At 56.8% G+C, this 24,748-nt stretch carries 23 protein-coding genes; 8 read left to right on the top strand and 15 right to left on the bottom strand.

What is annotated here, in order from left to right; all coding sequences use genetic code 11:
• The first annotated feature begins 68 nt into the window (after nt 1–68).
• Nucleotides 69–2,165: an acyltransferase family protein gene (locus NL154_RS15490; RefSeq protein ID WP_210630238.1), complete on the top strand. Its 2,097-nt coding sequence runs from the start codon at nt 69–71 to the stop codon at nt 2,163–2,165.
• Between the two features lie 252 nt (nt 2,166–2,417).
• Here the strand turns inward: NL154_RS15490 and NL154_RS15485 are convergent, their stop codons facing one another.
• From NL154_RS15485 to NL154_RS15420, 14 genes are all read right to left on the bottom strand, one after another.
• On the bottom strand, nt 2,418–3,437 hold the full coding sequence (locus tag NL154_RS15485; protein ID WP_221164986.1) for an acyltransferase family protein: 1,020 nt from the start codon (nt 3,435–3,437) through the stop codon (nt 2,418–2,420).
• 138 nt (nt 3,438–3,575) lie between these two features.
• Nucleotides 3,576–4,916 carry an O-antigen ligase family protein gene (locus NL154_RS15480; protein WP_210630241.1) on the bottom strand — a complete coding sequence of 447 codons (1,341 nt, stop codon included), beginning with the start codon at nt 4,914–4,916 and terminating at the stop codon, nt 3,576–3,578.
• 24 nt (nt 4,917–4,940) lie between these two features.
• Nucleotides 4,941–5,924, bottom strand: coding sequence for a glycosyltransferase family A protein (locus tag NL154_RS15475; protein ID WP_210630243.1), 984 nt, complete (start codon nt 5,922–5,924; stop codon nt 4,941–4,943).
• Nucleotides 5,921–6,805 carry a glycosyltransferase family 2 protein gene (locus NL154_RS15470; protein ID WP_210630245.1) on the bottom strand — a complete coding sequence of 295 codons (885 nt, stop codon included), beginning with the start codon at nt 6,803–6,805 and terminating at the stop codon, nt 5,921–5,923. The genes NL154_RS15475 and NL154_RS15470 overlap by 4 nt, the downstream gene beginning before the upstream one ends.
• A gap of 24 nt (nt 6,806–6,829) precedes the next feature.
• Nucleotides 6,830–7,768: a glycosyltransferase gene (locus NL154_RS15465; protein ID WP_221164989.1), complete on the bottom strand. Its 939-nt coding sequence runs from the start codon at nt 7,766–7,768 to the stop codon at nt 6,830–6,832.
• 81 nt (nt 7,769–7,849) lie between these two features.
• Nucleotides 7,850–8,671 carry a galactosyl transferase gene (locus NL154_RS15460; RefSeq protein WP_210630249.1) on the bottom strand — a complete coding sequence of 274 codons (822 nt, stop codon included), beginning with the start codon at nt 8,669–8,671 and terminating at the stop codon, nt 7,850–7,852.
• An 11-nt stretch (nt 8,672–8,682) separates the two neighbouring features.
• The gene (locus NL154_RS15455) at nt 8,683–9,714 is read right to left on the bottom strand and encodes a polysaccharide pyruvyl transferase family protein (protein ID WP_210630251.1); all 1,032 of its coding nucleotides are present in this window, start codon (nt 9,712–9,714) and stop codon (nt 8,683–8,685) included.
• A 31-nt stretch (nt 9,715–9,745) separates the two neighbouring features.
• Nucleotides 9,746–11,248 (bottom strand): lipopolysaccharide biosynthesis protein, encoded by a 1,503-nt coding sequence (locus NL154_RS15450; RefSeq protein WP_221146907.1) that lies wholly within the window; start codon nt 11,246–11,248, stop codon nt 9,746–9,748.
• Between the two features lie 130 nt (nt 11,249–11,378).
• Entirely contained in the window at nt 11,379–12,293 is a 915-nt protein-coding gene (gene pssM, locus NL154_RS15445) for an exopolysaccharide glucosyl ketal-pyruvate-transferase (RefSeq protein WP_210630253.1), read from the bottom strand.
• On the bottom strand, nt 12,290–12,796 hold the full coding sequence (locus tag NL154_RS15440; RefSeq protein WP_064804382.1) for an acyltransferase: 507 nt from the start codon (nt 12,794–12,796) through the stop codon (nt 12,290–12,292). Before NL154_RS15440 ends, pssM begins: the two co-directional genes overlap by 4 nt.
• Nucleotides 12,796–13,947 (bottom strand): glycosyltransferase, encoded by a 1,152-nt coding sequence (locus tag NL154_RS15435; protein ID WP_434732930.1) that lies wholly within the window; start codon nt 13,945–13,947, stop codon nt 12,796–12,798. Before NL154_RS15435 ends, NL154_RS15440 begins: the two co-directional genes overlap by 1 nt.
• A gap of 31 nt (nt 13,948–13,978) precedes the next feature.
• A complete protein-coding gene (locus tag NL154_RS15430; protein WP_434732929.1) occupies nt 13,979–15,052 on the bottom strand; it encodes an endo-1,4-beta-xylanase in 1,074 nt (357 codons plus the stop codon).
• Between the two features lie 593 nt (nt 15,053–15,645).
• Entirely contained in the window at nt 15,646–16,515 is an 870-nt protein-coding gene (locus NL154_RS15425) for a DUF6030 family protein (RefSeq protein WP_434732928.1), read from the bottom strand.
• 116 nt (nt 16,516–16,631) lie between these two features.
• Complete coding sequence (locus NL154_RS15420) at nt 16,632–16,820, bottom strand: hypothetical protein (protein WP_434732927.1); 189 nt, start codon at nt 16,818–16,820, stop codon at nt 16,632–16,634.
• A gap of 223 nt (nt 16,821–17,043) precedes the next feature.
• On the opposite strand from NL154_RS15420, the gene NL154_RS15415 reads away from it, so the two are divergent.
• From NL154_RS15415 to NL154_RS15385, 7 genes are all read left to right on the top strand, one after another.
• Nucleotides 17,044–17,676: a class I SAM-dependent methyltransferase gene (locus tag NL154_RS15415; RefSeq protein WP_184453866.1), complete on the top strand. Its 633-nt coding sequence runs from the start codon at nt 17,044–17,046 to the stop codon at nt 17,674–17,676.
• 163 nt (nt 17,677–17,839) lie between these two features.
• Nucleotides 17,840–18,265 carry a helix-turn-helix domain-containing protein gene (locus NL154_RS15410; protein ID WP_210630264.1) on the top strand — a complete coding sequence of 142 codons (426 nt, stop codon included), beginning with the start codon at nt 17,840–17,842 and terminating at the stop codon, nt 18,263–18,265.
• A 9-nt stretch (nt 18,266–18,274) separates the two neighbouring features.
• Nucleotides 18,275–20,119, top strand: coding sequence for a peptide antibiotic resistance protein (locus NL154_RS15405; protein ID WP_221156456.1), 1,845 nt, complete (start codon nt 18,275–18,277; stop codon nt 20,117–20,119).
• Between the two features lie 20 nt (nt 20,120–20,139).
• On the top strand, nt 20,140–20,352 hold the full coding sequence (locus tag NL154_RS15400) for a hypothetical protein (protein WP_085779099.1): 213 nt from the start codon (nt 20,140–20,142) through the stop codon (nt 20,350–20,352).
• Between the two features lie 24 nt (nt 20,353–20,376).
• The gene (locus tag NL154_RS15395) at nt 20,377–21,582 is read left to right on the top strand and encodes a YcaO-like family protein (protein WP_434732926.1); all 1,206 of its coding nucleotides are present in this window, start codon (nt 20,377–20,379) and stop codon (nt 21,580–21,582) included.
• Nucleotides 21,579–22,286: a TfuA-like protein gene (locus NL154_RS15390; RefSeq protein ID WP_434732925.1), complete on the top strand. Its 708-nt coding sequence runs from the start codon at nt 21,579–21,581 to the stop codon at nt 22,284–22,286. Before NL154_RS15395 ends, NL154_RS15390 begins: the two co-directional genes overlap by 4 nt.
• 102 nt (nt 22,287–22,388) lie before the next feature.
• Nucleotides 22,389–22,637 (top strand): hypothetical protein, encoded by a 249-nt coding sequence (locus NL154_RS15385; protein WP_434732924.1) that lies wholly within the window; start codon nt 22,389–22,391, stop codon nt 22,635–22,637.
• 481 nt (nt 22,638–23,118) lie between these two features.
• Here NL154_RS15385 and NL154_RS15380 read toward each other — a convergent pair whose 3' ends face one another.
• Nucleotides 23,119–23,325: a hypothetical protein gene (locus NL154_RS15380; protein ID WP_004676311.1), complete on the bottom strand. Its 207-nt coding sequence runs from the start codon at nt 23,323–23,325 to the stop codon at nt 23,119–23,121.
• Between the last annotated feature and the right edge of the window lie 1,423 nt (nt 23,326–24,748).

Raw genomic sequence — 24,748 nt, 5'->3', positions numbered from 1 at the left:
CGGCTCGGCCGGCATTGACTTCACGAGTGGCAGTGTATCGTCTTGTATCACCTCGAAAGGACAATCGGATGCACAACAATCCCGTACGCGCTTACCGTCCCGATATAGATGGTCTTCGTTCGGTTGCCGTCATTTCCGTTGTGCTATTTCATGCAGGTCTGAGGTCATTTTCGGGCGGATTCGTTGGTGTCGATATTTTCTTCGTCATCTCCGGGTATCTCATTACAGGACATATTTATGGCGACATTCTAAAATCGGAATTCAAATTCACAAGATTCTATGCGCGGCGGGCACGGCGCATATTGCCGGCGCTGTTTTTCGTATTGGCCGTTTCGTTTCTGATCGGTTTTCTCCTCCTGTCCCCGGGCGAGTTCAGGAAATTTTCGCATAGTGCCGTTGCCGCCATGTTAGGCTTTTCTAACGTCTATTATTGGCTTTCCAGCAACTACTTCTCGCCGGCATCCGACCAGCTGCCCATGCTGATGACCTGGAGTCTCGGCGTGGAGGAACAGTTTTATATGGTCTTTCCCTGGATCATTTTGTTCCTGAACCGCTACTTTAAACAGGCTATTCTTCCCGCGATCGCTACGCTTGTCGTACTCTCCTTCATATTTTCCGTTGCAGCGTTGAAGATCAATCCCGCTTTCACCTTTTACCTGCTTCCGACCCGCGCATGGGAACTGGGGATTGGCGGCATTCTCGCTGTTATGGAGACAAAGGGTTTGCGTCTCGACCGGGGGGGCAGCGCAGTCGTCAATGCCATTGCATTGATCGGCGCGATATTGGTTGTCCTACCGATCTGCGTCTACAACGATTCCACGCCTTTTCCCGGAGCTGCGGCGCTTTTGCCGGTTCTCGGGTCGGCGCTGCTGATTGCGACCCCAAGCTCGATCGTGGCTTTTGCGCTCGGTTCGCGGCCGTTCGTTTTTATCGGGCTTGTCTCATATTCCTGGTATCTGTGGCATTGGCCTCTTTTGAGCTTCGCCAGCGTCGCATCCGTCTGGCCATTGCCGCAATCGACGGCTTTGCTCATCGTTGGAACCTCATTTATTCTGGCGGTTCTGACGTATTATCTCGTGGAGAAACCGTTTCGGCGCCCGGGTCTTTCCAATGGCCGCACACTTTGGCGCTACGCCGCGGCCTTGGCGGTTTTCGCGTTTCCTTTCGCGCTGACCGCACTACTGGCCGGCGTTCCACAGAGATTTGGTTCACAGGTTGCCAGGATTGAACAGATCGCAGGCGGGCGTGAAGCGTGCCTCGTATCTTATGGTGCAACCTCCCCAGCTCTCGGCAGCAACTGCCAACCTGCAGGCAATACCGAGCCTGCGATAGCTTTGATCGGCGACAGCCATGCGGCTGCCCTTGCGCCCGGATTGCGAGCCATCGCGCAGGAGCGGGGTTACCAGCTTTACGTCTTTACAAAAACATCCTGCCCGCCGCTGACAAGCGCCACGCGCTATATGCCCAACCATCCGCTCCATGCTGCAGAATGCTCGGCTTATAATGCCAAAGTATTGGGTTTGCTGCGCGAAAACGACGCGATCAAGAAAGTTATCTTGGCCGGGTACTGGTCTGCTCCGATGCGTGAAGCAGAGACCGGTTCGCGCTATATCAGCCCAGGAGCCAATGGCGCAGAGCAGGCCGAAAACCAAAATGGGCCGACCCTGGAGTCGGCACTTGCATCGCAGATCGCTCAATTGCGGGCCATGAACAAGGATGTCGTCCTTCTGCAAGACGTTCCACTGTTCAACTTTAATCCTGTCCGCGCCGTGCTCCAGCGTGCCATACCCTTCAGAGCTGCGTTTGGAGGATGGCTCGACGGCGATCGTAATCTGACACCATATGATGCTCCGATGAAAGCTGTCGCGAATTTCGACGATCCGGTCAGGGATATCATCACGCGTGTCGCGGAGAAATCACCGCCTGGCGTGATCCTGGTCGATCCTTTCAGCGCGCTTTGCCCGCGAGCTCGGTGCAGTTTTTCCACCGCCGACGGCGCCCCGTTGTTCATAGACAACCAGCATCTATCGACGGTCGGCTCGGAAGTTGCCGCCAGGGCGGTCCTTCCGGCAGATGACGAGGAGAAAATGAGGACGACGTCTTTTTCCGACAAACAGTCTCGGGTGACTGGTATTGTGAGGCATATTGACATGCCGGTGCGCTGAGTTCGCCTCAGCTCCTGTGAACAGTGGTGACTTTCACCTCTTCAGATCCCGCAACGAATGCGCCCGAGCGCCGGTGCAATCAATGCGCTGTCATCCGCGGCCTCGACGCCATGGGATCGACCAGTTGAAAGATTGGCGGCTTCCAGTGTTCCGGATGACGTGCGTCGTTTGGGACGCACGACTAAAGCGCGTCGCTTTCAATCCACGCATCGTGCTTTCCCAAAGATCGATTCCAACTTTCGGGCAAAGGCGCTACGCCGCAACAACCTTAGCTCTGAGGCTGATGGATTTGAGGTAGCGCCCAACTGGCTTTTCGATGAACATATAAATCAGAGCACCGCCACCGGCAGCAATCGCCACATCCATCGGGCGCCAGAACCAAAGATAGCGAAAATTTATGCCTGAAAGTGCGGTCAGATCACTGAACAGCGTTCGGCTCAGGGTGAAGAACAGCTGCTGAAATATGTAGACCGAAAACGACGCAGCGCCCAAAAATCTCAACCACGGTATGTTAGGTGCCCAGCCAAGCCTCTCGCTCGTCAACGCCGCGACGACGACCAGCACCGCAAGCCCACTCCATGCTAGCCTGCCCAGCAGGTACGAGCAGGCGAACAAGCTGGCGGCGAGAATTAAGGATATCAACACGGACCGCAATACCGAAACACTTTGCAGCGTCAAGCCGTATGTTCGCCCTAAAATCGCACCGGCCAAGAACTCAAGGAGAAGAGAGTTGGTATAGATTTTAAAGGCTGCGCCTTGCAGCGGTGCGATCTGTCCCAATGTCACCAGCGCAACGAAACACCCCGCCAGTGCCCAAATGCGGAGATTTTGCCGGATGAGCAGGATAAGAGAGAACACGGCATAGAAATACATCTCGTAGTTCAGGGTCCATCCCTGCAGGATCACAGGCCAAGTCTCTCCGTCCATGTTCTCGTATGGAATAAAGAGCATAGACAAGATCACCGGAACGATACTGGGTTCATATTGATGAACCGGAATTCCGATCAACACCAAAAGGCCGGCGGAAAGAATCGCGACCCAATACATTGGAACCACGCGAATAACTCTATCGAGCAGGAAGGCAGACGGGCTTTTGTCTTTCGCGTCAGTTGTGGCGATCATAACGAAGCCACTGATAACAAAGAACAAGTCAACGCCATATGCCCCGATCCAAAATATCTCGAATCGGTGATACAGCAACACTCCGATGGCTGCCAAAGCACGAAGATATTGAAGTGATAAAATCTCTTGTGGTTTCTGTTTGGTGAGCATCCCCTTGCCCCTTATTCGCGCGCGACCTCACGCGAAAGCGGGCCGCCGGCACGCCAGCATTACCCCTTGTCGTGACGGCTGTTGGTTCTTTCCTGTCGAGTGTATTTGGTATGGTTTCTCAAAAAATATTTAAAACTTCTATCCACTCTGTGTGTTCATCGACGAGCCATCGCGCTTCATTCTGCTTAGCGGAAGCGAAACAACCAGGTAAGGCCAGAGAATGACTGGCGCCAGCATCATTCCCGCTTCCATCATTGAGCCAACCACGATCAGAAGAATGATTGCAACTTCCTTGGAATGTGTGGCGCGAAGCTCGGTTGAACGCTGGATCGTTACTAGACGGCCGCCCAAACGCTGAAGAATAAAGGCTGTCCAGGCAATCATGCCCGGAACCCCGATGTTGAGGGCAAGTTCCAAGTAGGTGTTGTGGGTGGAGCGCGCGTCGAAGGTCAGCGAGACATATTGCTCCATAATTTCCGGCTGACGGAAAACGGCAAAACCGTAACCAAAAAGAGGGCGGTCGTACACCAGCGGCATCAACTGTTCCCAGATGTTGGTCCGTCCGGAAAAGGTAAGGTCTTTTCCAAATGCGTCCGCAATCATTTGTGCAACGCCAAGATAGGCGAAGGATGCCGCCACCCCCAATATAATGCAGAAGAAGAAAACAATGAAGGAGCGCGCCAGGGAGTTTCCCACGGTTTGCATCATACGTGAGCCGGCCAATGTGGCCACGCCGATCGCCACCATAACAACCGCAGTCGAAGATTTGGAAACAACGATGAGTAGGAGAGTACACAGCAACGCCGCCCAGCGTAGAAGTTGGCTATAGCGTAATGGTCCTCTTGGTATTCCCAGCGACAGCATGGTTATGAAACTGACGGCACAAAACTGACCAAGACCGTTCTTGTGGTAGAATAGACCCTTAACCATGCCGGCATAGGATCCTCCCATCACAGCATATCTTGGCAAGGCCACGGTATACAGGATGTTGGCAAACGCCGCGAACATACCAAAGGTCGCCAGAAGCCGGAAGGTTTCAACGCTGCCGTATCGATGCCGGTAAAGCAACGGCGCTACTGTCAGTACGGCGACGGCGGCAATGCCGCGCACGGATGCGCTAAAACTGATGGAAAGCCCAAGGGAAATGATTGACAGTATAATAACGACGAAAACCAGAACCGGTATCCTACGAAAATAGGAAAGGAAACGGTTTGGTTCCAATACGAAGTAAAGGCCGATCAACGGAATGAGGCTATACAGCATCAGTTTCTGCGCAAACGGATCAACAGATGCATCTTCATTGAAGTTTGAGGGATAGCCGTACCACATCCCGGTTGTTCGCAAGAGTGTTAGGTAGAACATTCCGGTGAGAAGGACGCGGACAAGCGTTTCCTTTCTGATGCCGCGACGTGGCCGCGGCCGGACGACTGGCCGCAGGATGATTTCCTGGTCCGGAAGATAAGAATGGCCGAGACTCATCCGAGGGTACTCCTGCAAACAGTATCAGAAGGCGGCATTGGGCCTGTATTCCTGGTATGCGTGTCCGAGAATCCCGTTCACCATGCCGGCACCGCGTAGCACATGGGTGAGTGCCCGCATGCCCCAATAGGGTGAAACCAGGATCGCCGGCAGCATGACCAGCCCAAGCATCACTCTCGTGGCGCCATAGGCCGCGCGATAGAGCCGGCGCTTGAGGTTGCCGTGCAGGACTTCGCTGACGGCGAAAGTGTTGCCGAGCCGGTATTGTCGCTGCAACACCCATTTCCAAGTCATGCGGCTGGCGGGAACAATATCATAGACGAGCGCCTTGTCAGCCCAGAAAACCTGCATGCCACGGCGAATTGCCTGATTGAAGAAGAGATAGTCAGTGCCCCCGGTGAAGCGCATTTTCTCTTCGAAGCGTAGATTCCATGAGCGGATGAGGCGATAATCGAACATGACATTGTTCGAAGCCGCATAGGAAATGCGCTGACCGTCCTTGTTCTTCTTGCGCTCGAAAACCCTTGCCTTGATGAAATATTCCGGCGGATTCTCGGGATAGACCGGCTGGACCGGACCGTAGACGCAATCGGCGCGATTATTCTCCCGGGTCTCCAGCATCGCATCGAGCCAGCCGTCGACCGGCCATTCGTCATCGTCGAGAAAGCAGAAGAGGTCGGTGCCGGCTGGGGCCGAATCGAGCGCGCGATTGCGCGCAAAGGGAATGCCCTGGTTCGGTTCGACGACATAGATTAGATCGTAGGCGCCGGTTTGGCCAAAGGCCTCGACCGTGGCTCTTGCACTGCCGGCGGCATCGTTGTCGACGATCACCATCGTGAGATGATAGGGGCGAGCCGGGTGCCTGGTCTGGCGTGTCATCACATTGAGCAGCTTGGCAATTCCGTCCAGCCGCCGATAAGTCAGCACGCCGACGGCGATGTTCAACGGCGGCGCCCCTGACGGATCAGTTCCGGCGGATGAATGCGGAAAGGTGTCCTGCTGGTTCATGACTGTCCTCTCCGCAACATATTGCCCAAACGCTTGCGCGCTGCCATCAAGGCCACTTCGTTGACGGCATCATCGCCGAACGGACCGCCGGCCACCGTGTTGCGGGCTTCGCTCCTCAGTTTCAAGAGCGATGTCGTTTCGGCAATGCCTCCCGCCACCAGGCTCTTGCCGAGCGCATGCAGCCCATCATAGCGGCGCGCCAGCTCCAATCCTGTGGCGATCATGATCCGTGGGCGCAGTGTTTTTGCCCTGTTCGTGCCCGTATAGCGGTTCGAGGCGTGAATGCGCTGAAAGGTCAGCGGCGTTTCGACAATGGCTCCGCGACCGAGATAGGCGGCTGCAAACTTGATGTAATTGTCGCTGAGCACGACATCTTTCGCGACCGACATTGGCAGGATCTGGGACAGAAGATCGCGTCGGAAGCTCAAGCCGGAGGTCGGCACCGGAAGCGAGGGAAAGCCGCCCCTGCGCAGTGTGTCCCGTTTGTCGAACAGCGTCACCTGCAACTGCGCGGGAGGCAGGTCGCCTTCGTTGGTCGTCACACGGTCGAAGCACCAGTCGATCTCGTTGCGGTCATAGATCTCGGCGATGCGCGCGAGTTTGCCAGGCAGAAACGCATCATCGGCATCAAGGAGAAAGAGGATGCCGCCACTCGCGGCCGCAAAACCCGCATTGAAGCTTGAGGCCTGCCCGCCGTTTTCCTTCAATACGGATCGGATCTGCTCGCCGTAGGAAGCGAGGATCTCCCTGGAATCATCCGTGGAGCCATCGTCGACGACAATCACCTCGTAGTCGGGACAGGTCTGCGACAGGACGCTGTCGATGCATGGGCGCAGGAACTGCCCATAATTGAAATTGTTGATCAGCACCGAAAGTTTCAAATTACCGCCTCCTGGGCCAATCGATTACCGCCCCAGCGGCGCGTACCGGCGAATGCCGGCACGATAGCCACGCATGTAGTAATATTTCCAAATCGCCCAGAAACGCTTCTTTGACCGCGGCAGGAGATAGAGGAGGGCAGCACGGAAAGCCCACTGTGCGCTTTCGATCCAGGTCGGCAATGGAACGCCGCTTATCCTCACGCCCTCCGGCACCTCATCAGGAAAGAGTGCCGGCATGCCGTAGCCAAGCCGCTCGCCGCGTTTCTGCACCCAATCCTCGGTCACGCTCGATGCCGGGATCCAGTGGTGAACCACGGCTTCGGCGCAACGATAGGATTTGGCTCCGCCCGCGGCCAGGCGGATGATGATTTCAGCGTCTTCACCCATTGCGAACATCTTTCCCGGAAGAGGGCCGATATCTTCTCGATAGCGTACGCTTGTCCCCAGCAGCTCTCGCCGAACGATTGTGTTCGGGCCCCAAACCTTTGTCGGATCGCACGGTCCGCTTTGCGTTTCATCGACGATCGCGAACGTCGATCCCATGGGAATCCAGTCGATAAAGCGGTCCTTCGGCTCCTCCTCCCAATCTGGAACGATTCTGCCGCCGAAGACGCCATAGCTCGGATGGGCTGCGGCACAGTCGACGATCGCTTTCAGCCAATTTGGTTCGGCGCGGATGTCGTCGTCGGTAAGGACAACGAGATCCCCCTTCACCCGATCCAAGGCCAGATTCAGCGCGCTGGATTTTCCCGGCTTGCGCTGCTGCAGGATGGTGATCGGAAGCTTCTCGCTATACGATTTCAGAAGGTCGAACGTATCGTCCTTGCTATTATTGTCGACAGCGATCAATTCCCATCGATCATGGGGAAGCTCCTGGCTCACCAATGAATCCAGAGTATGGCGCAGCCGGCGGCTGGCGCCATTATAGGATGAAAAGAGCACGCTGACGAAAAGATCCGACATCAGTTACCAACCCTCTTGGTGAAGTCGAAAGAGAAAAGCCTCATGATTTGACTACCTATGCCTATTGGACGGATCGTTTTGCTATGCGGGATTCGACCGCGTCCCGCCGAAGAATTCGCGCCGATAACCGCCGCCGAGAACCCTCAGCTTGCGAAAATTGCGCAACAACCGTCGCGGCTTCAGAAGTACGCCACGATTGAGAAAATACTGCCGCATCAGGCTCGGCGCGCGGCTGTGCGATCCGCCATGGGCGACCCGGTAGACTGCTCCCCGGAAAGGCAGTTTGGTCAAGGGCGCTCCGCGCTGGGCAAGAATGTCCGCAATGCGGACGTGGCTGCCCAGCATCGACTTGATCCAGTCGAGAGAGGCGTCTTCAAACCGCTGCGGCAGTTCATACAGATCGGCGCGAATGATCAGCGAGGTGCCGCAGAGATGGCTGAAGTCGTCATGTCCCAGCAGAAAATTGCCGCCGTCGTCCCAGATGTAACCGTTGTCGATCGTCCATCCGTTGGCATCCCGGTTTTCCGATACATATTGCACGATCCGGGAGCTGACGAAATCGTCGTCATCGACAATCATGAAAAAGCGGCTGTCGGCCGCGGCCAGCATGCCGCTCAGAACGCGCCGGCCTTTGTCGGCGCGGAAGGCATCGAGGAAGTCTTCCTTGCTGCCCTTTCCGAGTTCGTGCATGTCGTTCGGCGGAAACGTCACACGAACGGCGGAAAATTTCTCCGGCAGATCAGGCAGGTCGGCGCCTTCGTTGGCTACGATGATGCCGCGCCAATCTCCATTGGTCTGATTGGAAATGGAGGCCACGGTCTGGCTGAGATTTGCCTTCAGCTTGCTCCAATCGCGCGCGTTGTCCTGATGTCGGACCGGGATGATGAAGGTGACAAGTGGCATCGAATTCCCCCTTAAGCCCGCAGGCCCACAGCTTCTTTCTCCGCGACGCGTCCGTTGGCAGCCTGCTGACGCGCCCACTCGATTCCGTCTTCGAGCGATGTCGCTTTGTAGGAAAGGTCGGTACCGCCGGAGAAAGCATTCATGAAGCGGCGGATCTTTCCATAGCTGTTGTCCAGCACCGCATGCGGACGGCCGAGCAGCAGCGAGCAGATATGGACGTGCAAGCGATCGGTCACGATCGCGCGGGCGCGCGAAATCTGACTGATGCCACGCTCGAAGCGGTTATGAGCCGCAGCGTCCAGTCTGCGCAAGGCAACTTCGCTCGGCTTCAATGCGAGATAAGCCGAGGCTACGCCCAACTTCTTGGCGATGTCCACCTTCCGCTTCGATTCTGTAATCCAGTCTTCCACAGGAATATCGGAAGGAATCTTGCGATCACCGCCGCCGACGCGTTCCGCATCCTCGCGCAACATGGCGAGGACGGGAATCTGCGTCGCCCTTTCCGGCAGCGGGCCGATGGCAAAGGCCATGTCCGGGCACAGCCGCACGGTGCAGTCGAAGTGCTTCTCGGAAAACTCCTTCGATTCTTCGTCGCGCACCAGCAGTACGAAATTCTTGTGGCGTCCGATGGCCTTTTTGGACTGCTCGATGCGCTCGGGCGAGCTGTAGTGGATCGACTGCGGGAACTGGATGATCTGCCGATCCGGGAAGCGTTCCATGATCATTTCACGGAAGTCCTGGTGGGCGACCCAGATATCGCCGAAATTGCCGCCGCCGTGAATGAAGATCGGGCCGGTCGGCACACGCCGTTTCAGCTCGTCGGCGGAGAAGTCGTGAAGCCTGGAGACATAGTCCGGGCGCTTTCCGAAGCGATCCCTGAGATAGGCCATCTCTCCCAGCCAGATCGCCGAGTCGCCGCAATTGCGGATGTCGGGAAAGTCGAGAATCGCAAGCGGTTCATCGCGCGAGACATAGTCCTTCAGGCAATCATGGATCATGCCGTTGAGTTTTGCGATCAGCTCCGATCTGGATTGGCTGGTCATTCTGCCTCTCTTGTTGATGTTCGTTTTAACTTCAGGCCGATTTGGGTACGGCAATACGTTTTGCTTTTGACAGGAACTTGACAGCGATACGCTGAACTTCAGTTTCCGGGCCGTTGGGCCTTTTCATCGCAACCCAGAGAACAAAGCTCGACCCGGCGTAGATGATGCCGCCCGTGATGACGAGCAACGCGAGATAGAGCGCCAAGTGCAGCTTGTCTGTAGGCATGCTCAGAATGTGCGACAATCCCCAGACGCCGGCGGCCATCAAGGCGACGCTGGCAAGCGCGCGGAAATTGGCTGCGAGCTGCTGGAAGAACGGCAGATTGATCAAGCGCTTGACGAGAAGCATGTTGACCACGGTGGAAATCAGGCCGGTCAACACGCGGGCATAAACGACGCCCGGAAGCCCGGCCATCATGAGGCCGGCGATGATGATGGGAATGCGGACCACCAGCATCTGCGTGTCGCGGATGAACAGCATCTTCGTATGGCCCTTCGCCATGCCGAGCGGCTGGACGAGCGAGCCGAGTGTCTGCAGGGCAAACACCGATGCGAGCGCCTGGACGATGAAGATGGCGGGAATCCACTTCTCTCCCAAGGCAAGCCGCATCATTGGCTCGGCCACCACCGCCATGCCGATGCCCGCCGGAAGCGCCACGGCGGCCAGCAGCGCCTGGGCGCGCTGATAGGCTGCGACCAGCCGGACCGGATCGTTGCGGACCTTGGAGAAGCCTGGGTAGATCGTCTGGTTCAACGGCGCCGTGGCCTCGCGCGTCGGCAGCGTCGAAAGGGTGTTGCCGACCGTGTAGTGGCCGAGCTGCGTGGCGCCGAGCAGCTTTCCGATCAGCAGATATTCGATCCGCCAGTTCAGCGTGTTGACGATCTGTCCGGCCGTGAGCCACACCGAGAACGAAAACAATTCGCGTGCATGCCGAAAGGTGATGCGCGGCCAGAACGGCAGGACGGTATAGGAAACGATGATATTGGTCACCTGATAGGCGAGGGTGCCGATCACGAGAGCCCAGTAACTCTGATAGATGGCCGCAATCGCCACCGTCACGATGAAGCCGACCAGCTTTTGCGAGACGTTGAGGACGAATTCCTGCCAGAAGATCAGATCGCGCTGGAGCATGACACGGCGCGGATTGGCAAGACCGCTCAAGAGCAGGCTGAAACTCAAGGCGAGCATGACGCTCGTCAGCCGCGGCTCGTTGTAAAACTCGGCGATCGGATAGGATGCGGCGGCAAACAGCAGCGCCAATATCGCGCTTCTCGTCACGCTCAGGGTCCAGACCGCGCTGAAGTGCGTTTCGCTGGGCGACTCGTGGCGGATAAGCGCCTGATTGAGCGAGAGTTCGGTGACCGAACTCAGAATGACCTGGATCGTCGTTGCAATGGCGACGAGACCGAAATCAGCCGGCACCAGATACCAGGCGAGCACGAAGGTGCTAAGCGCCGAGAGCCCGTTGACGATGGCGCGGGACAAACTCAGCCACATGCTGCCCTGAATCAGCCGGTCGGTAACACTGCTCATGGGCGAACGGCTCCTGAGGTCGATGACGTTGACCATTTCAGCGGGCTGCGGGTCCATCCGGAGTACTTCTTGCCCTTGCGGGAGCAGTGAATATTGGCGGAATTAGAAAGCATCATGCCTTATTGCCTCGTCACGGGGTCTGCGACATCAAAGGGCGCTGGCCGTTGGAAAAATCCTGCTTCAGCCGATCCAGCTCGACCAGCATTTTCTCGTGCGCTCTTCCGATAGCCTCGTCGGAGCTGAGCTGTCCGGGCTTCTCAGCCACCCGCTGCAGCGTCTTGACGGTCGAGCCGAACACATAGTTGCCGGTCAGCTGCCGGATGCGGCGGTGACGGAACGTGATGTTCTTCAACAGATATGTGTTCTTCCGCACCAAAGATGCGCCTGCCTCGACGAGGTTGGAAGGGCCGATGGGATCGAAATCGATCTCCAGATCGAGCGCACTCGCCCAATCATACCACTTGGCGCGATTGCTTGGTGCGATCGGCCGGATCGCCCGCCACGGAACGCGCAGCGCATCCGATATGATGCAGCCATGCATCGCCTCGGAGACGACCTTATGCGATGCGCTGATTTCGGTCAGAACCTTTTCCACCGACCAGCGGGGATCGATGTAATGGATGCCGGCGAGCTCACAGACCTTGTCCCAGCTGCCGTACATGGCGCTTTCGTAGTGCGGCATAAAGGAGACGGGGTAGCGCTTCTCAACGCTCTTTGCATCCCAGCAACTGCGCGTGAGGATGCCCGAATCGCCGATGGCGTAGCTCGGATCGATGCCGAGGGCCTCGGCAGTCTTCTTTCCGCGCACGAAGTAGAAGGTCCAGGTGCCGTCGACCTTCGGCGCGTTGGTGTAGCCGCCATAGCCCGAGCCGAAGACGATCTTCTGTAGGTCCGGGTCGAAATTGTCGTAGAGGATCGAACCGATGCCGAGAAAGAGCCGGCTCTCATCGTCATTGAAGAAGCCGGGCAGCAGACGTTCCCAGAGCCAATGGTTCAGTTCGTCGCCGAAATTCTCGTGTTTCCCGCGATAGGCAAACATCTTCATCGTGCTTCTCCAGTCGGCAAGTGCGTCACGATCTGCGTGACCGTTTCGTCCTCGCGGGCCATGCGTCCGTAACGCGAAATGATCTTGATGTCGCTGCGGATTATCTTGGCCGGGTTGCCGGCCACGAGCGAGCGCGGCGGCACGCTCTTGGTCACCACCGAGCCGGAGCCGATGACGCATTCGTCGCCGATCTCGACGCCGGGCAGGATGATGCTGCGGGCGCCGATGAAGCAGCGTTTGCCGATCCTCGTGTGAAGGTAAAGCCCGCGCGTGAGGTCGTGGGTCAGGATGGCGGCTTCAAAGGCGACGTAGGTTTCGGCGCCGATGTGCAGTCCCTTCGGATTGGTCTTGTCGAAGCGCACGCTGAGTGAAAAGCTGGCAGTCGGATCGATGTCCATACCCCAGAATTTCGTGTAATAGAGCCACTTGGCCTTAACGATCCCGTTCCGCAGCGGCCGAAATACGTTCAGTCCCCATTTCGGCTTCTTTCCTGTCTGCACCATCAAGTCCGACCCCGGCTGGAAAATTCGTCTAGAACGGAACTGTAGTAGTCCTCTAGCATCCCCGTTTGACGACATATGTCGAAGCGCTCGGCCACCAGAAGCGGTGCCCGCGCGCTGAAGGCTGTCCACAGGGCCTGATCGTTGAGCAGCCTTCCGACCGCTTCCGCCATGCCCGCGACATCCCGCTCCTCCACGAGATAACCAGTTTTCCCCTCTTCGATCGCTTCGCCCACGCCCCCCGAGCGGAATGCGACGACCGGAGTACCGACGGCTTCGGCTTCCAGATTGGCGAGGCCGAAGGCTTCCGCATGACCATTGTCGAGCGTCACGCTGCCATGAAGATAGAGTTCCGCACTGGCGAGCAGATCCCTTATCTCAGTCTGAGACAGATTTTCATGGATCGTGACGCTTGGCAAGGAACGGCGCGCCAAGGCCTCGATTTCCTCCTTCAATGGTCCCTGTCCGACCATGACGAATTCAACCGGGGTACCGGCGGCCGCCACGCGTGAAAGCGCGTCGATCATGAAGCGGTGGCCCTTATAGTCGACGAAACGGGCGATGGAAACCACCAATCCCTTTTTTCGGGGACGCGGCTCCATTTTGAAGAGATCGAGATCGATGCCGATGTGATGGCGAAAGACGCGGTCGGCGCGGAAGCCGAGCGCCAGCAGCCGCTCTCGGATGAAATCGGAAACGGCTATGTTCCAGCTGTTCCAGCCTGCCATCTCGCTCCGGCCCTTGGCGAAGAAACGCACCTGATTGAAGCCGCCCGGTTTCTTAGGATCGCCGCGATAGGTGGCGTCGAAGCCGTGAAATGTCGTGACCAGTGGCTTGCCGGCGGCCCGCGCCAGGGGACCGATGACATAGCCGTTCTTGCCGAAATGGGCATGGACAAGATCGGCTTGGCTGATCGCGGGAAACAGGAAGGGCAGCCCGATCTGCGGGATTTTCAGAAGCAGCTCACCGGCCCGCGCGACCGGAGACCGGCGGATGTCATGAACCGGGACAGTGGATTTTTTCGTATGGGCGGAAGAGATTCGCGAACCGGCAAGAATTTCAGCTTGGAAGGAGCGAAACGCCACTGCCTGGTTGAGAACAAATGCCTGGCTGGCAGGCAGAAATTTTTCCACGTAAATAACGGCTTTTCTCATGAATCTGTTCGCGTCTCCACTGTCTTGGCGATCACATTGCCTCTATTGCCCGCTTGATGCCGTCAATCGAACTTCTCGGATCGTTGTTTTCGTCGTAAAGATTAACGCGCTTCGTGCATGTGGCGCCGGGTTTGGTGTCCTTCTCGTCAAGCCCGCCATATTTCTCCGACATGCCCCAAACGGTGGCGCCTTTCAAGTCACCACGCTCGGCTGCGATGGTGATCACGTCACCGAAAATCTCGGCATAGGAGACCGGCGTGGAGCTCGTGTCGCGGCTGAGGAAGTGGCAGGACGCATCGAGTTCGGTGATAAAAACCCCGACACCCATACCCTTCAGCGTTGCACAGAATCGGCCCATTCCCTCCGGATCGATCCGATCGAGACCGGGGCGGAAATGCGATTGCAGCCCGACGGCGCCGATCGGCGTCTTTCTGGCGACGAGATCCTCGACAATCTTCAGGATGCGTGCACGCTTCTGTTCGAACACGCCGGATTTTTTCTCCAGGTGCGTCTCGTTGAGAACCAGCACCGCGTCGGGATTGGCCTCGTGTGCCATGTCGAAGCTCATGCGGATATAGTCGTCGCCAAGAAGGCGTCGGAAAATACAGTCCCGCAGATCCGGCGCATCATATTCCAAAGGTTCGTTCACCACATCCCACGCATCGATCGACCGCTTATAGCGAGCGACAACCTGTTTTATATGACGGTTCATCGCCGCCCGAATGGTCTCAGCGTCGGTGATGGCGGACACCCAGTCGGGCGTGCGATACCAGACGAGCGTGTGTCCATAAACCCTCATGTTGTTTTTGCGTGCAAACGCAACGATTTGATCGGCGGGCCCGAAGGAAAAGACGCCTGGCCGCCTTTCCGTTGCATTCCACTTCAGCGCATTTCGCGGCGTTATCGAATTGACGTTGTCGATGTATATCTGAGACGCAATCGGATTGCCGACATCCTCCGGATCGATCGCCGAACCGAATCGAAACGATTTTCTGTCGGCAAGGGCGCGCAGCCCCGCGGACGGCGGCACCTGCGCCAAAGCCTGACCCTCGCGGGCATATAACAGGGCGAGCGGAATGGAGGCGAGGAAACGTCTTCTATTCACTCTTTCTCTCACTGTTGGCTGTGTTTAACGTCTGCGGCGGAATCGACGGGTCAAGCTTGCGGACTGCGATCCATCGACGGCGATCTTAATTAGGATATCGGTACAGCTTTCGATGTCTTTTCAGCGGTGTGGATAACAACGGTAATTTCCAGATTTTTCTGCATGATCCAAGATATCAAACCGCTGCGGGAGGAAGCTCGCTATGAAAGATCGGTTTAATTACCTGATGAGCTATTTTTATATGGCATTTCAAAATGCCGCTTTTTTTATGGCGACTGTTCGCAGCGGCGTATCCCTTCTTGATGATCGGCAGTTCGCGACGGTTGCTCTCGGCGTAGTCGGCATCATTCTCCTCCTGTTCGGCGCGCTCGTCAGAACCTCGTTGCGATTGCGTCGATCGGCACGCGTCATCCGCTCGCTCAACGACGAACTTGCGCAGGCTACTCAGGACCTCAATGTGGAGCGTCTCTGGCGTCTGGCCGGCGGTGAAGGGGCCGAACGGCCAGGTTCAGTCAGCTTGATGGAGCTTTACAGGATCCTGTCCAGACATCACGGTGACAAGTCGCATCGTCTGAAGTGCGCCGCACGCGGCTCTAATTGCGATTTTCTGCCGGCGGCTCTTGACGGGGAAGTTGCGGCTGCGTGCGGTTGGCCGCAATTGTGGGCTCCGGCGCAGGAAGCCATGTTCTGCCGGAAAAGTAATTCCTCGCCCTTCTTTGGGGGCCCGACGTTGCATCCAGCGAGAGGGTAAAATTGTAGCGCTCCGGATTGAGCACTTCCTGGGTGAAGGCGATGTTGGCTCCGAAGCCGTCTTCCTTGATATCCTTCAGGTTTTTTATCGCATTCAGGGTCTCATGAAAATCGAGCCATTGCGGTTGACGCAGCATGGTTTCGAAAATGCGCAGGATAGCCGGATCGAGCTGGCCGTTCTGATCCGTTCCGGGATTGACGACCTTCACGCGCATACTGCTGATCGTGCCGGCGGCATCGCCACGAACAATGACGAAGATTGAATTCGCGAGCTGATCCTTTTCGCGCTTGGCGCTGTGCTCGTAAAAGCACTCGAACGTGCCGGCGTTGAAGCTGGCCGCCGCCCATTCGCTGGTCTGAACGCCCGCTTGGCGCAGCGCCGCGCACATTGCAGGCCCGGATATGCGCCATGTGCGCAGAAAGGCCGACGCGGTCTGTGCCATGGGCGCTTCGGTGGCATGCAGGGGAAGCTTGTAGACTGCCGGCGGCGCCGGTCGGGGAAGGGTTTTGGGCGGTGACGGCTTAACCTCAGGGGGGGAAAGGTCGAAGCCGAAATAATGCCCAACCGCCTTTAAATGTTTCATGTCGTTGGACAGAAGCACCGTTCCGATGACCAGCGAGAGGGAAATCGTCAGCAACAACCAGAAGATCACGGGAATCCGCGGTTTTCCTGCCGGCTGTTTCGCATATGCGGGCGACGAATTATCGGGCAAGCTTGTCTTCTCCGGCACGCGAGAAGGGTTTCGTTGGTCTGTCTGGAGTATACATGATCCGGTTAAATATCTTTGGCTTCGTGTCTGCAACCGAGCGCGCTCTTTCATCCGCGCCCTCATGAAAAGCGCGACAGGTTCGCCGAAAGCGCTTCAACAGCATTCCAGCCGAGAATTCCACCACAGCGTTCGGCAATTCCGCGAGAGGTAGCCGCTGATCTTGCCGCTTCTGTGATCGCATAAACGGGCATTCTCGGACCTGGATTGAAATAAATTCGAGTTTTTTGAAAAGATTGTTGAATTGACATGTTTATTTCAACTAACGGTCGTTAATATTTGGATATTTCCTATCTTTATCGGGTAAATTAGCTTAATTTCCGCAATTTTTTCGCGCAAAGCATTTAAAATTATCCAACGAATTCCAGGTTTTGCAGAACATATATTTATATGCTGACGAATTTAGGTGAATTCGATCAAATTTTCGACGTATTAATTGATAGGGTTTGCGTGCAACAGCAGAAAGGAGAGACCATGTCCATCGAGCTAGACGCAACCACCTATATTCACGCCAAACCGACAACCGCACACTCCTACATATTGCCCAAAATCTTCGATGTACTGGGGGATCATTTCGACGGGTCTGCGGAAAATGACGTCTTCGATCTCGGATGCGGCACCGGCGGGGCCGCCGCGGCTCTTGCGAAAGCAGGATATGATGTCGTCGGCGTCGATCCCTCCAGCGACGGGATCGGAAAGGCCAATATCCGTCATCCCGGGCTGGCGCTGAGCGTTGGCTCGGCCTATGACGACCTGTCCCGGGATTATGGCAGTTTCAGTGCCGTTATCAGCCTGGAGGTCGTCGAGCATGTCTACGATCCGAAGAGCTTCACCTCGACGATGTTTGATCTCGTCAAGCCGGGCGGCATCGCGGTGATATCGACGCCCTATCACGGCTATCTGAAGAATCTTGCACTGGCTGCGACGGGAAAAATGGACGATCACTTCATGCCGTTGAAGGATCATGGGCATATCAAGTTCTGGTCGAAGAACACGTTGCGCACACTGTTGCTGGAGACCGGCTTCGATAACGTCCGTTTCGAATATGTTGGAAGAATTCCTGCCTTCGCCAAATCAATGATCGCCGTCGCCGACAAGCCGCTTTAGCCAGTCGGCGCGACATCGTGTCGTTCGCCGCAGTAGTTCAGGGTTGGTTTCTACTGCATGCTGTGCTGAAAAAAACGTTACGAAATATTTACTTTTAGTTGCATTCTTGCTTAAACTCTCCATTATACAGCGCGCGTACTGATGAAGCGGGAGACTTAAGCACATGAAGGCCAAATCGCCGAATTCCATCGATGTCTATGTTGGCAACCGCGTGAGAGTTCGGCGAAAGACGCTCGGGATGACCCAGCATGGTTTGGCCGAACTTCTTGGCATCACCTTCCAACAGATTCAAAAATACGAAAAAGGAACGAACCGGATCGGCGCCAGCCGCCTTCAGCGCATTTCCGAGATCCTTCGCGTGCCGGTCGGCTTCTTCTTCGAGAACGGTGGTTCCGGGCCGATCGAAGGCGAGACGAGCGAATTGAACAAGTTTTTATCCTCGAAGGAAGGGCTCGCGCTCAATAAAGCGTTCATCGCCATCGAGGATCCCAATATCAGGCAGAAGCTGGTGGCCTTGGCCAAAACTCTGGCGATGACGGGATTGCCTGACGTCGACAGCGACCTGCAGGATCCTTTTATACACAACTGAGGACGGGCCGTGCTTCATCTGCAGACATTCGGCGATCTGCGGCTGACTGAATCGGATGGCGAGCCGGTTCGCTATCCGATCAAGGGTCTGTTGATGATGGCCCATATCTATGCGGGTGGGAGCCATGAACTCAGCCGTTATGAACTGGCCCAGTTTCTATGGAGCGACGTCGAGCCCGAGTTGGCGCGGCTCAATTTGCGCAAAATGCTGTCCCGCATCCGCGAGATGGACGGCGGACGCACCGAAATAGCTTTCGATTTCAGTGCCACGATGGTGTGTCTCAACAAGCAGGCGGTTTCCAGCGATCTGGATGTCTTTCGGGCCAGCGGCCCGCCGCTGGATAGACTACAGGCGATCGCCGAATCGACCCAGCGCGGGTTCATCGGAAATATCAAGCCGGCGACAAAGCAGATAGAGGCTTGGATTAGGGCGCAGCGTGACGCCCATGCGCTGCAGTTGCGGCAAGCATTGCTGGAGGCGGTGCCCGATGTGCAAAAGCCGGGTGCGGCGCGCATCATTTCCAGCGCCGCCCTGCAAATCCTCGAGCGGGATCCAAATGACGAGCAGGTCAGGGCATTGCTGCATCGGCTATCCGGCGGCTCATCGTTCGGCGAGAGATTGCCGGATGGCGGCGGTCATGCAAGGGTGGAGGTGAAGCGTCCCGAGTCCGGCAGCCAGTCGACCGATATCGAACGCATATCGCCGATCCCGCGGATCCTTCCCCGTCTGGTGTTGCTTCCCCCGACGGCGAAGCACGCCGATGCCGGACTTGCCCTTGCCAACGCCCTGATCGAAGACGTCACAATCGAACTCTGTGCGCTTCGGCATATTTCCATTGTCGCTCCGCACACGGCCGGACAGATCCGCCGCGACTCCGAAAAAGCCGCGGTGGTCGCCAGGCACTCGATCGCCTATCTTCTCGATACCCGACTTTCCGAAGAGGGATTGTTCGCCCAGTTGATCTATTTCCCCACGGATGAGATCGTCTGGGCCAATCGCTTTAAGATGACCCCCGATATATTGCCGCGTCAAAGGCGGGTTATCGCCCAGCAATTGACCGAGTCGGTGGCGCGTGAGCTGGCTGAAAACGAGGAGGAACGGCTACGTTTCGAAGCCAATCCTGAGGCTTATCACGCCTATCTCGTCGGCTCGAGCCTGATGAGCAAGCTGACGCTGCCGCATATCCGGCGGGCAAGGAAGGCATTCAGGCTGTCGCTGTCGCATAGGTCGGATTTCTCCCCGTCATTTACGGGGCTGGCAAGAACGTTCACCAGCGAGTGGCTCGTGACGGCGCAGGGAAACGATGAACTGCTGCACCTGGCGGAGCAGCATGCGCTTCGCGCAATCGAGCGAGATCCGGAATCGGCGGCGGGCCATCGTGAGCTCGGGGTCACCAGACTTTATCTGGGTGATGTGGATGCCAGCGTCGCAGCCCTTAATCTGGCGGAAGAGCTCAGTCCGCATTTTGCCGATGTCATCTACAGTCATGCCGACACGCTCGTGCATGCATCCCGCCCCGGCGACGCGCTCGCCAAGATCAGAAAGGCAATTTCGCTCAATCCGATCGCACCTGACGCCTATCTCTGGTGTGCCGCGGGAGCAAGTTTCTTCCTGGAACAGTATGAGGAGGCCATCGCCTATGTCGAGGCGATGAAAGACAAAGCACCGGCCCATCGTATCGCCGCGGCCAGTTGCGCAATGATCGGCGATCGAAAACGGGCACTCTTCCATCGGCAGCGCGCCGAAAGCATCAACCCGGTGTTCGACGTCGAGAAGTGGCTCGCCATCGTTCCCTTCAAGGAGCACTGGCAAAAAGAGCTATATCGGGAGGGCCTGTTGAAGGCTGGTTTTTAACAATAGCTGAGGGGCATACCATGGCGAAAGCTGTCATTATAGGAATACCGGGCGAGGAAGGTCTTTGGCTAGCCGATCTCGACGCAGGCACCGTCAAGCCGCTCAATCCGACGGGGGAATTGGCGACTGCGAGCAGCCTGCGCAAAGCCGGCGGCATATTCGTGAAGGGCGTCGATTTAGCCGTCGCCGTTTCGTCGGCGCAGGTCGCGCTTTCCGGTCACGTCGACGGCTGAGCCGGCATTCTGACGGACCGGTCCATGTATTCCGACAGGATCCTATCGCCGCGGGAAACCCTTTCCCGCGTCGAGCCTTTTTTGGCTCGGTTCGGCATAACGAGGGTTGCGCGACATACCGGGCTTGATGACGTCGGAATTCCCGTCTGGTGCGCCTATACTCCGAATTCGCGATCAATCGTGATTGCTCAAGGAAAGGGCCTGACCGATCTCGATGCCAAGGTGTCCACTGTCATGGAGGCCATTGAACGGGCAGTTGCCGGCGAACCTTTCGTCGATCTTGTCCGCAGCACCTCGTTCGGTCTACAGGCGATGGGGCACAAGATCGATACGCTGAACTGCCTGATCGCCATGCATAAACCCGATCTCGGGCCGGACGAGGAGACGGAATGGGTGGCCGGCATCAACATCCTCACCGGCGAAACGATTTATATCCCTTTTGAAGCAGTGCTGCTCGACCGCACGCGTGATGCGCGATACTGGATGTCATCTGACGGCCTGGCATCGGGAAACAATATCGAGGAGGCCGTTTTCCACGGGGTGCTCGAACGGATCGAGCGGGATGCGCATGTGCTGTGGCAGGTTGGCGCGGAAAGGGATCGTTATGCCGGCTGCGTCGACCCCCGCGGCTTCCGGGACGATGCACTGACCGGGTTGATCGACAAGATCGAAAAACCAGGATTGGCGCTCAGGCTCTTCGATATCACAAGCGACATCGCCATTCCCTGCTTCACCGCCATTCTGGGTCCCGGCGATTCCGCTCCAGGCCAGCGGGATTGCCGCGGCGGCAGCGACATTCGCCTTGTCGAGGTGACCGGTGGTACGGGAGCCCATCCGTCTCCCGTGCGCGCGGCCATCCGGGCGGTAACGGAAGCCGCGCAATCCAGACTTACTTATATCAGCGGAGCCAGGGACGATATTTCTCCCGCCACGTTCTCGAGATCCTTGCCGCCGCTGATGCGGCGAGCCTTCGACGCAGTTCCGGTCTCGCCGGCTGCCGGTCCTTTCCGCCACCGAACGCCGGAACAACGGGATCTGGCGCATTTGGTGCAGCATGTGTTGGAGACATTGCGAAACAAGGGGATCAGTTCGGTCATTGCCGTACGCCTGAGCGACAACACGCTTCCCTTTGGCGTCGTCAAGGTCGTTATCCCCGAACTCGAAAATCCGGAGGGGCCGCGTGCTCGCCAGTTTGGAACAAGGGCGCTCGCTAGAGCGATAGGTTTTTGAAGGTCATTTTCGCGGGTCCCAGTCTTCCCGACGCAGCCTCACTTGCCGGCGAGGGGATACGCGTCCTGCCGCCCGCCACGCAGGGCGATGTTCTGGCTGTGGTGGAACAGGGTGCCAATGTCATCGGCCTGATCGATGGCGGTTTCGAATACGCCGCGCCGGTCTGGCACAAGGAAATTCTCCGTGCTCTTTCGCTTGGCGTGACGGTCTTTGGGGCGGCAAGCATGGGCGCGCTGCGCGCTGCGGAATGTCATTCATTCGGGATGATCGGGATTGGCCGCATTTTCGAAGACTACCGGACGGGTCGGCTGGTCGATGATGCCGCCGTCGCGCTCGTGCATGCGCCGAGCGCACTGGGCGGCAAGCCGCTGACGATACCGCTCGTCAATGTCAGCGCCACGCTCGATGCCATGGAAAGGAATGAGTTGCTCCCAGATCAGCGGCGCCAAGTCATCGAGGACGCCGCGAGCGCAATATTCTTCAAGAGACGGACGTGGCGGGCAATCGTCGAGCAGTGCGCTGGCGTAGCTGAGCCGGATCGCCCGCAGCTTCTGACCGCCCTCGTGTCGCATTCCGTTGATCAAAAGCGCGTCGATGCACTGGAATTGCTAAAGGTGGTGCAGTCGACCGCCGATATTCGCGTGCATGCCGATTTGCCCTGGAAACTGCGCGAAACCTCGTTCTCCACACGGCCTGTATTGTGAAGTGAAGCCGACGACCGTCACCGAGAGTTGTGTCACGCTTTTTTCACGGGCTCGACCACGTCAGCCCGCGTATCATCCCTTCCATTCGTTGGAGAAATGGGCATGGGCGTGACATCGACTGTAAAAATAGATGGAGATTTAGGGGCGAAAGACGGTCTGGATGAACTGGTCGCACTGGCACGGATGATCGCCTATGCCCGCCAGGTTGCTCAGGATGTCAAACTGCAATTCGCGACGAATTGCCTCGACCTTGCTCTTGAGGCGGTGAAGCAGGAAGTCGGGGAGGGGCTGACCAGAGAGTTGGCCGAATTGAGCTCTCCGGTTCCCCTCGTGAGCATAAAAAGTCATTAGAGCCCCGTGCGTTCTATAGGACGCACAAAGGACGCTTTAACACCCTGATCCAGGCATCGCGCTTTCCGAAAATCGATTGCGGTTCCCGGCGATGTGCCGGTCGGTGCCTTGCTGCTTCAGAACTTTGATAACCGTGAAAAATAGCGTGGGCTCCGAGGTTATGGGCGCCCGTGTACCGGTGATGGTCGCGAACAGTAGGGTCTCGATCGTTTCAAGAGACGGGTGCTGCCGGCTGAAATGCCAGCTGCTCTGCAGGCCCAGTGTATCGGCAATCCATCTGAATTATTAGCTTCGGAGAGGCCCGGCGCCTCGTGGGCTGTCGGATGATTGCCGCTTGGTCAGAATTTGTTCGATGCCCGGCAGAAAGATAGGCTCAAATGAATGGTAAGCGGTTTCGTTGACGTTGTCTCCGGGCAAGGAGACGGCGGCGATGCTCGTTTCAGGGGCGTCTGGCGCCGGCCGGCCTGGCCGATCCCTGATTTCAATGGGTCAAATTGCGCTTCTGTGCCAGCAGTAAAATGTAATCGTCGGCAATGTCGGCGATAGCCATTGCGACTTCCGCCGGATCGCACCCCTCGACCTTCGTGTTTGCAATGAACTGATAAACCGCCTTCTCAATCTGTTTCCGGCAGATCATCACGCGTTCATCATAACCAAATTCCGGAATCTGCGATGCCATATCACTCATCAGATCGGCTCCTCACTACTTGCAGTGACCATGACACAAATTACAAGTTGAGCAAGTAAATGCTTTATGAACGGTTAATTCGATGACGAGGTGCGACCATTTCGACACAGGTTTGGTCGTGAGCGGACATTCGGGGCTTGTTGCCTGCGGCGAGGCGTTGGGTGCTCCGGAGCCATCGTTCCATGCGGGGGCGCTTGAACAAGGGTGGACGTCTCTTAGGCTGCGGCTTGTCTTACCGAGGGTCTCGGCTCATCACGCGAATTGTCATGACCAGTCGAAAGCTGCTTCATGCCATCTGGTCGGTGGCGTGATGAACGGCGATAATTCCTTGATTCACCGCTGTTTCAAAGCGTCATTCGCCTCAAGATCATCATTCTTTGATATCGAATTGCGCCGCCACGTCTTCGGTGCCGGTCGATCCGAAGACTGCCGGGTCGCCGGTCGTTGTGCCCCTTCAAAAGTATTATTTGGTTGCTGCGCAGCCGACACGGCGATGGGCAAAATAACCGGAGCGGTTTTATGTTTTCTAACAAGAATTCATATCGGTTATCTACCGGTCAGAAATTAATAAGCCCCAAGGATAGCATAATACAAATCAAATTATATCAAACCATGAAAACATTCATTTCAGACAAAAGTTGCATTTATATTTCTACCGAAAGATGAATGAGATTTTGCTAATGATATGTATAAGATGTGGTGACCAAATATAACCCACAGCAGGATGATCTCTGATCGACAATAATATCACCTGCGTAACTGCCCCGTCATTGCACCGGAGCTTCGGTCCTTGCTTGTGTTGTCGCTGATTTCGTCTTGTCCGACCCCGGAACCATCGCCGTTGGCTCAAACGGAGTCGGCCGGCGATCAGTCCGGCATCTCCAGCCGAAGGCGATCGGCTCGCACCTACCAGGGGTATGCCCGTCGCCAATCGCCTTTGCCCTGACGAAAACCTGGCCCGGCGGAATGCTTCAAGCTAACCCTGAAAGACTCTGGTCAGCAAAGCTGAGGACCCGCCGGGGTGGTGACGGGTCCTCGGGCAAGATTGCCTGCGCAGTACGAAGCTATGATTGCCATTAAATTCGATATTGTCACGGATTATTATTGTGGATTATGCTTTTCCCACAATTTATCGCCTTTTCAGTGTGCCTAATATTTGTGGTTTTCTCAATTGTACTTAAAAGGAGGGGTCTTGCCGATAGAGTGGAAGCGCCGGCGTTCCGAAGCATTTCGTTTTCTCTCGATTGGCGGAGATGCTCCATCTTCGAGGCGTCGCAACGGACTTTCCGCCGCACCGGCCGATCTTCGATAGGTGCCGGAACAAGGCCTTCGTCCTGAAGCGTCACCATCCGCCGACCAGCGGGATAGGGGGTCCAATTCCTCTGAGCGGCCGCACTTTGGCCAAAGCCCTGCGCGTCATCGA

Origin of the sequence: Rhizobium sp. YTUHZ044, assembly GCF_051123975.1 — a bacterium.
Classification (GTDB): Bacteria; Pseudomonadota; Alphaproteobacteria; order Rhizobiales; family Rhizobiaceae; genus Rhizobium.
The sequence above is the reverse complement of the archived record's forward strand: the minus strand, read 5'-3'. Positions and strand labels throughout refer to the sequence as shown.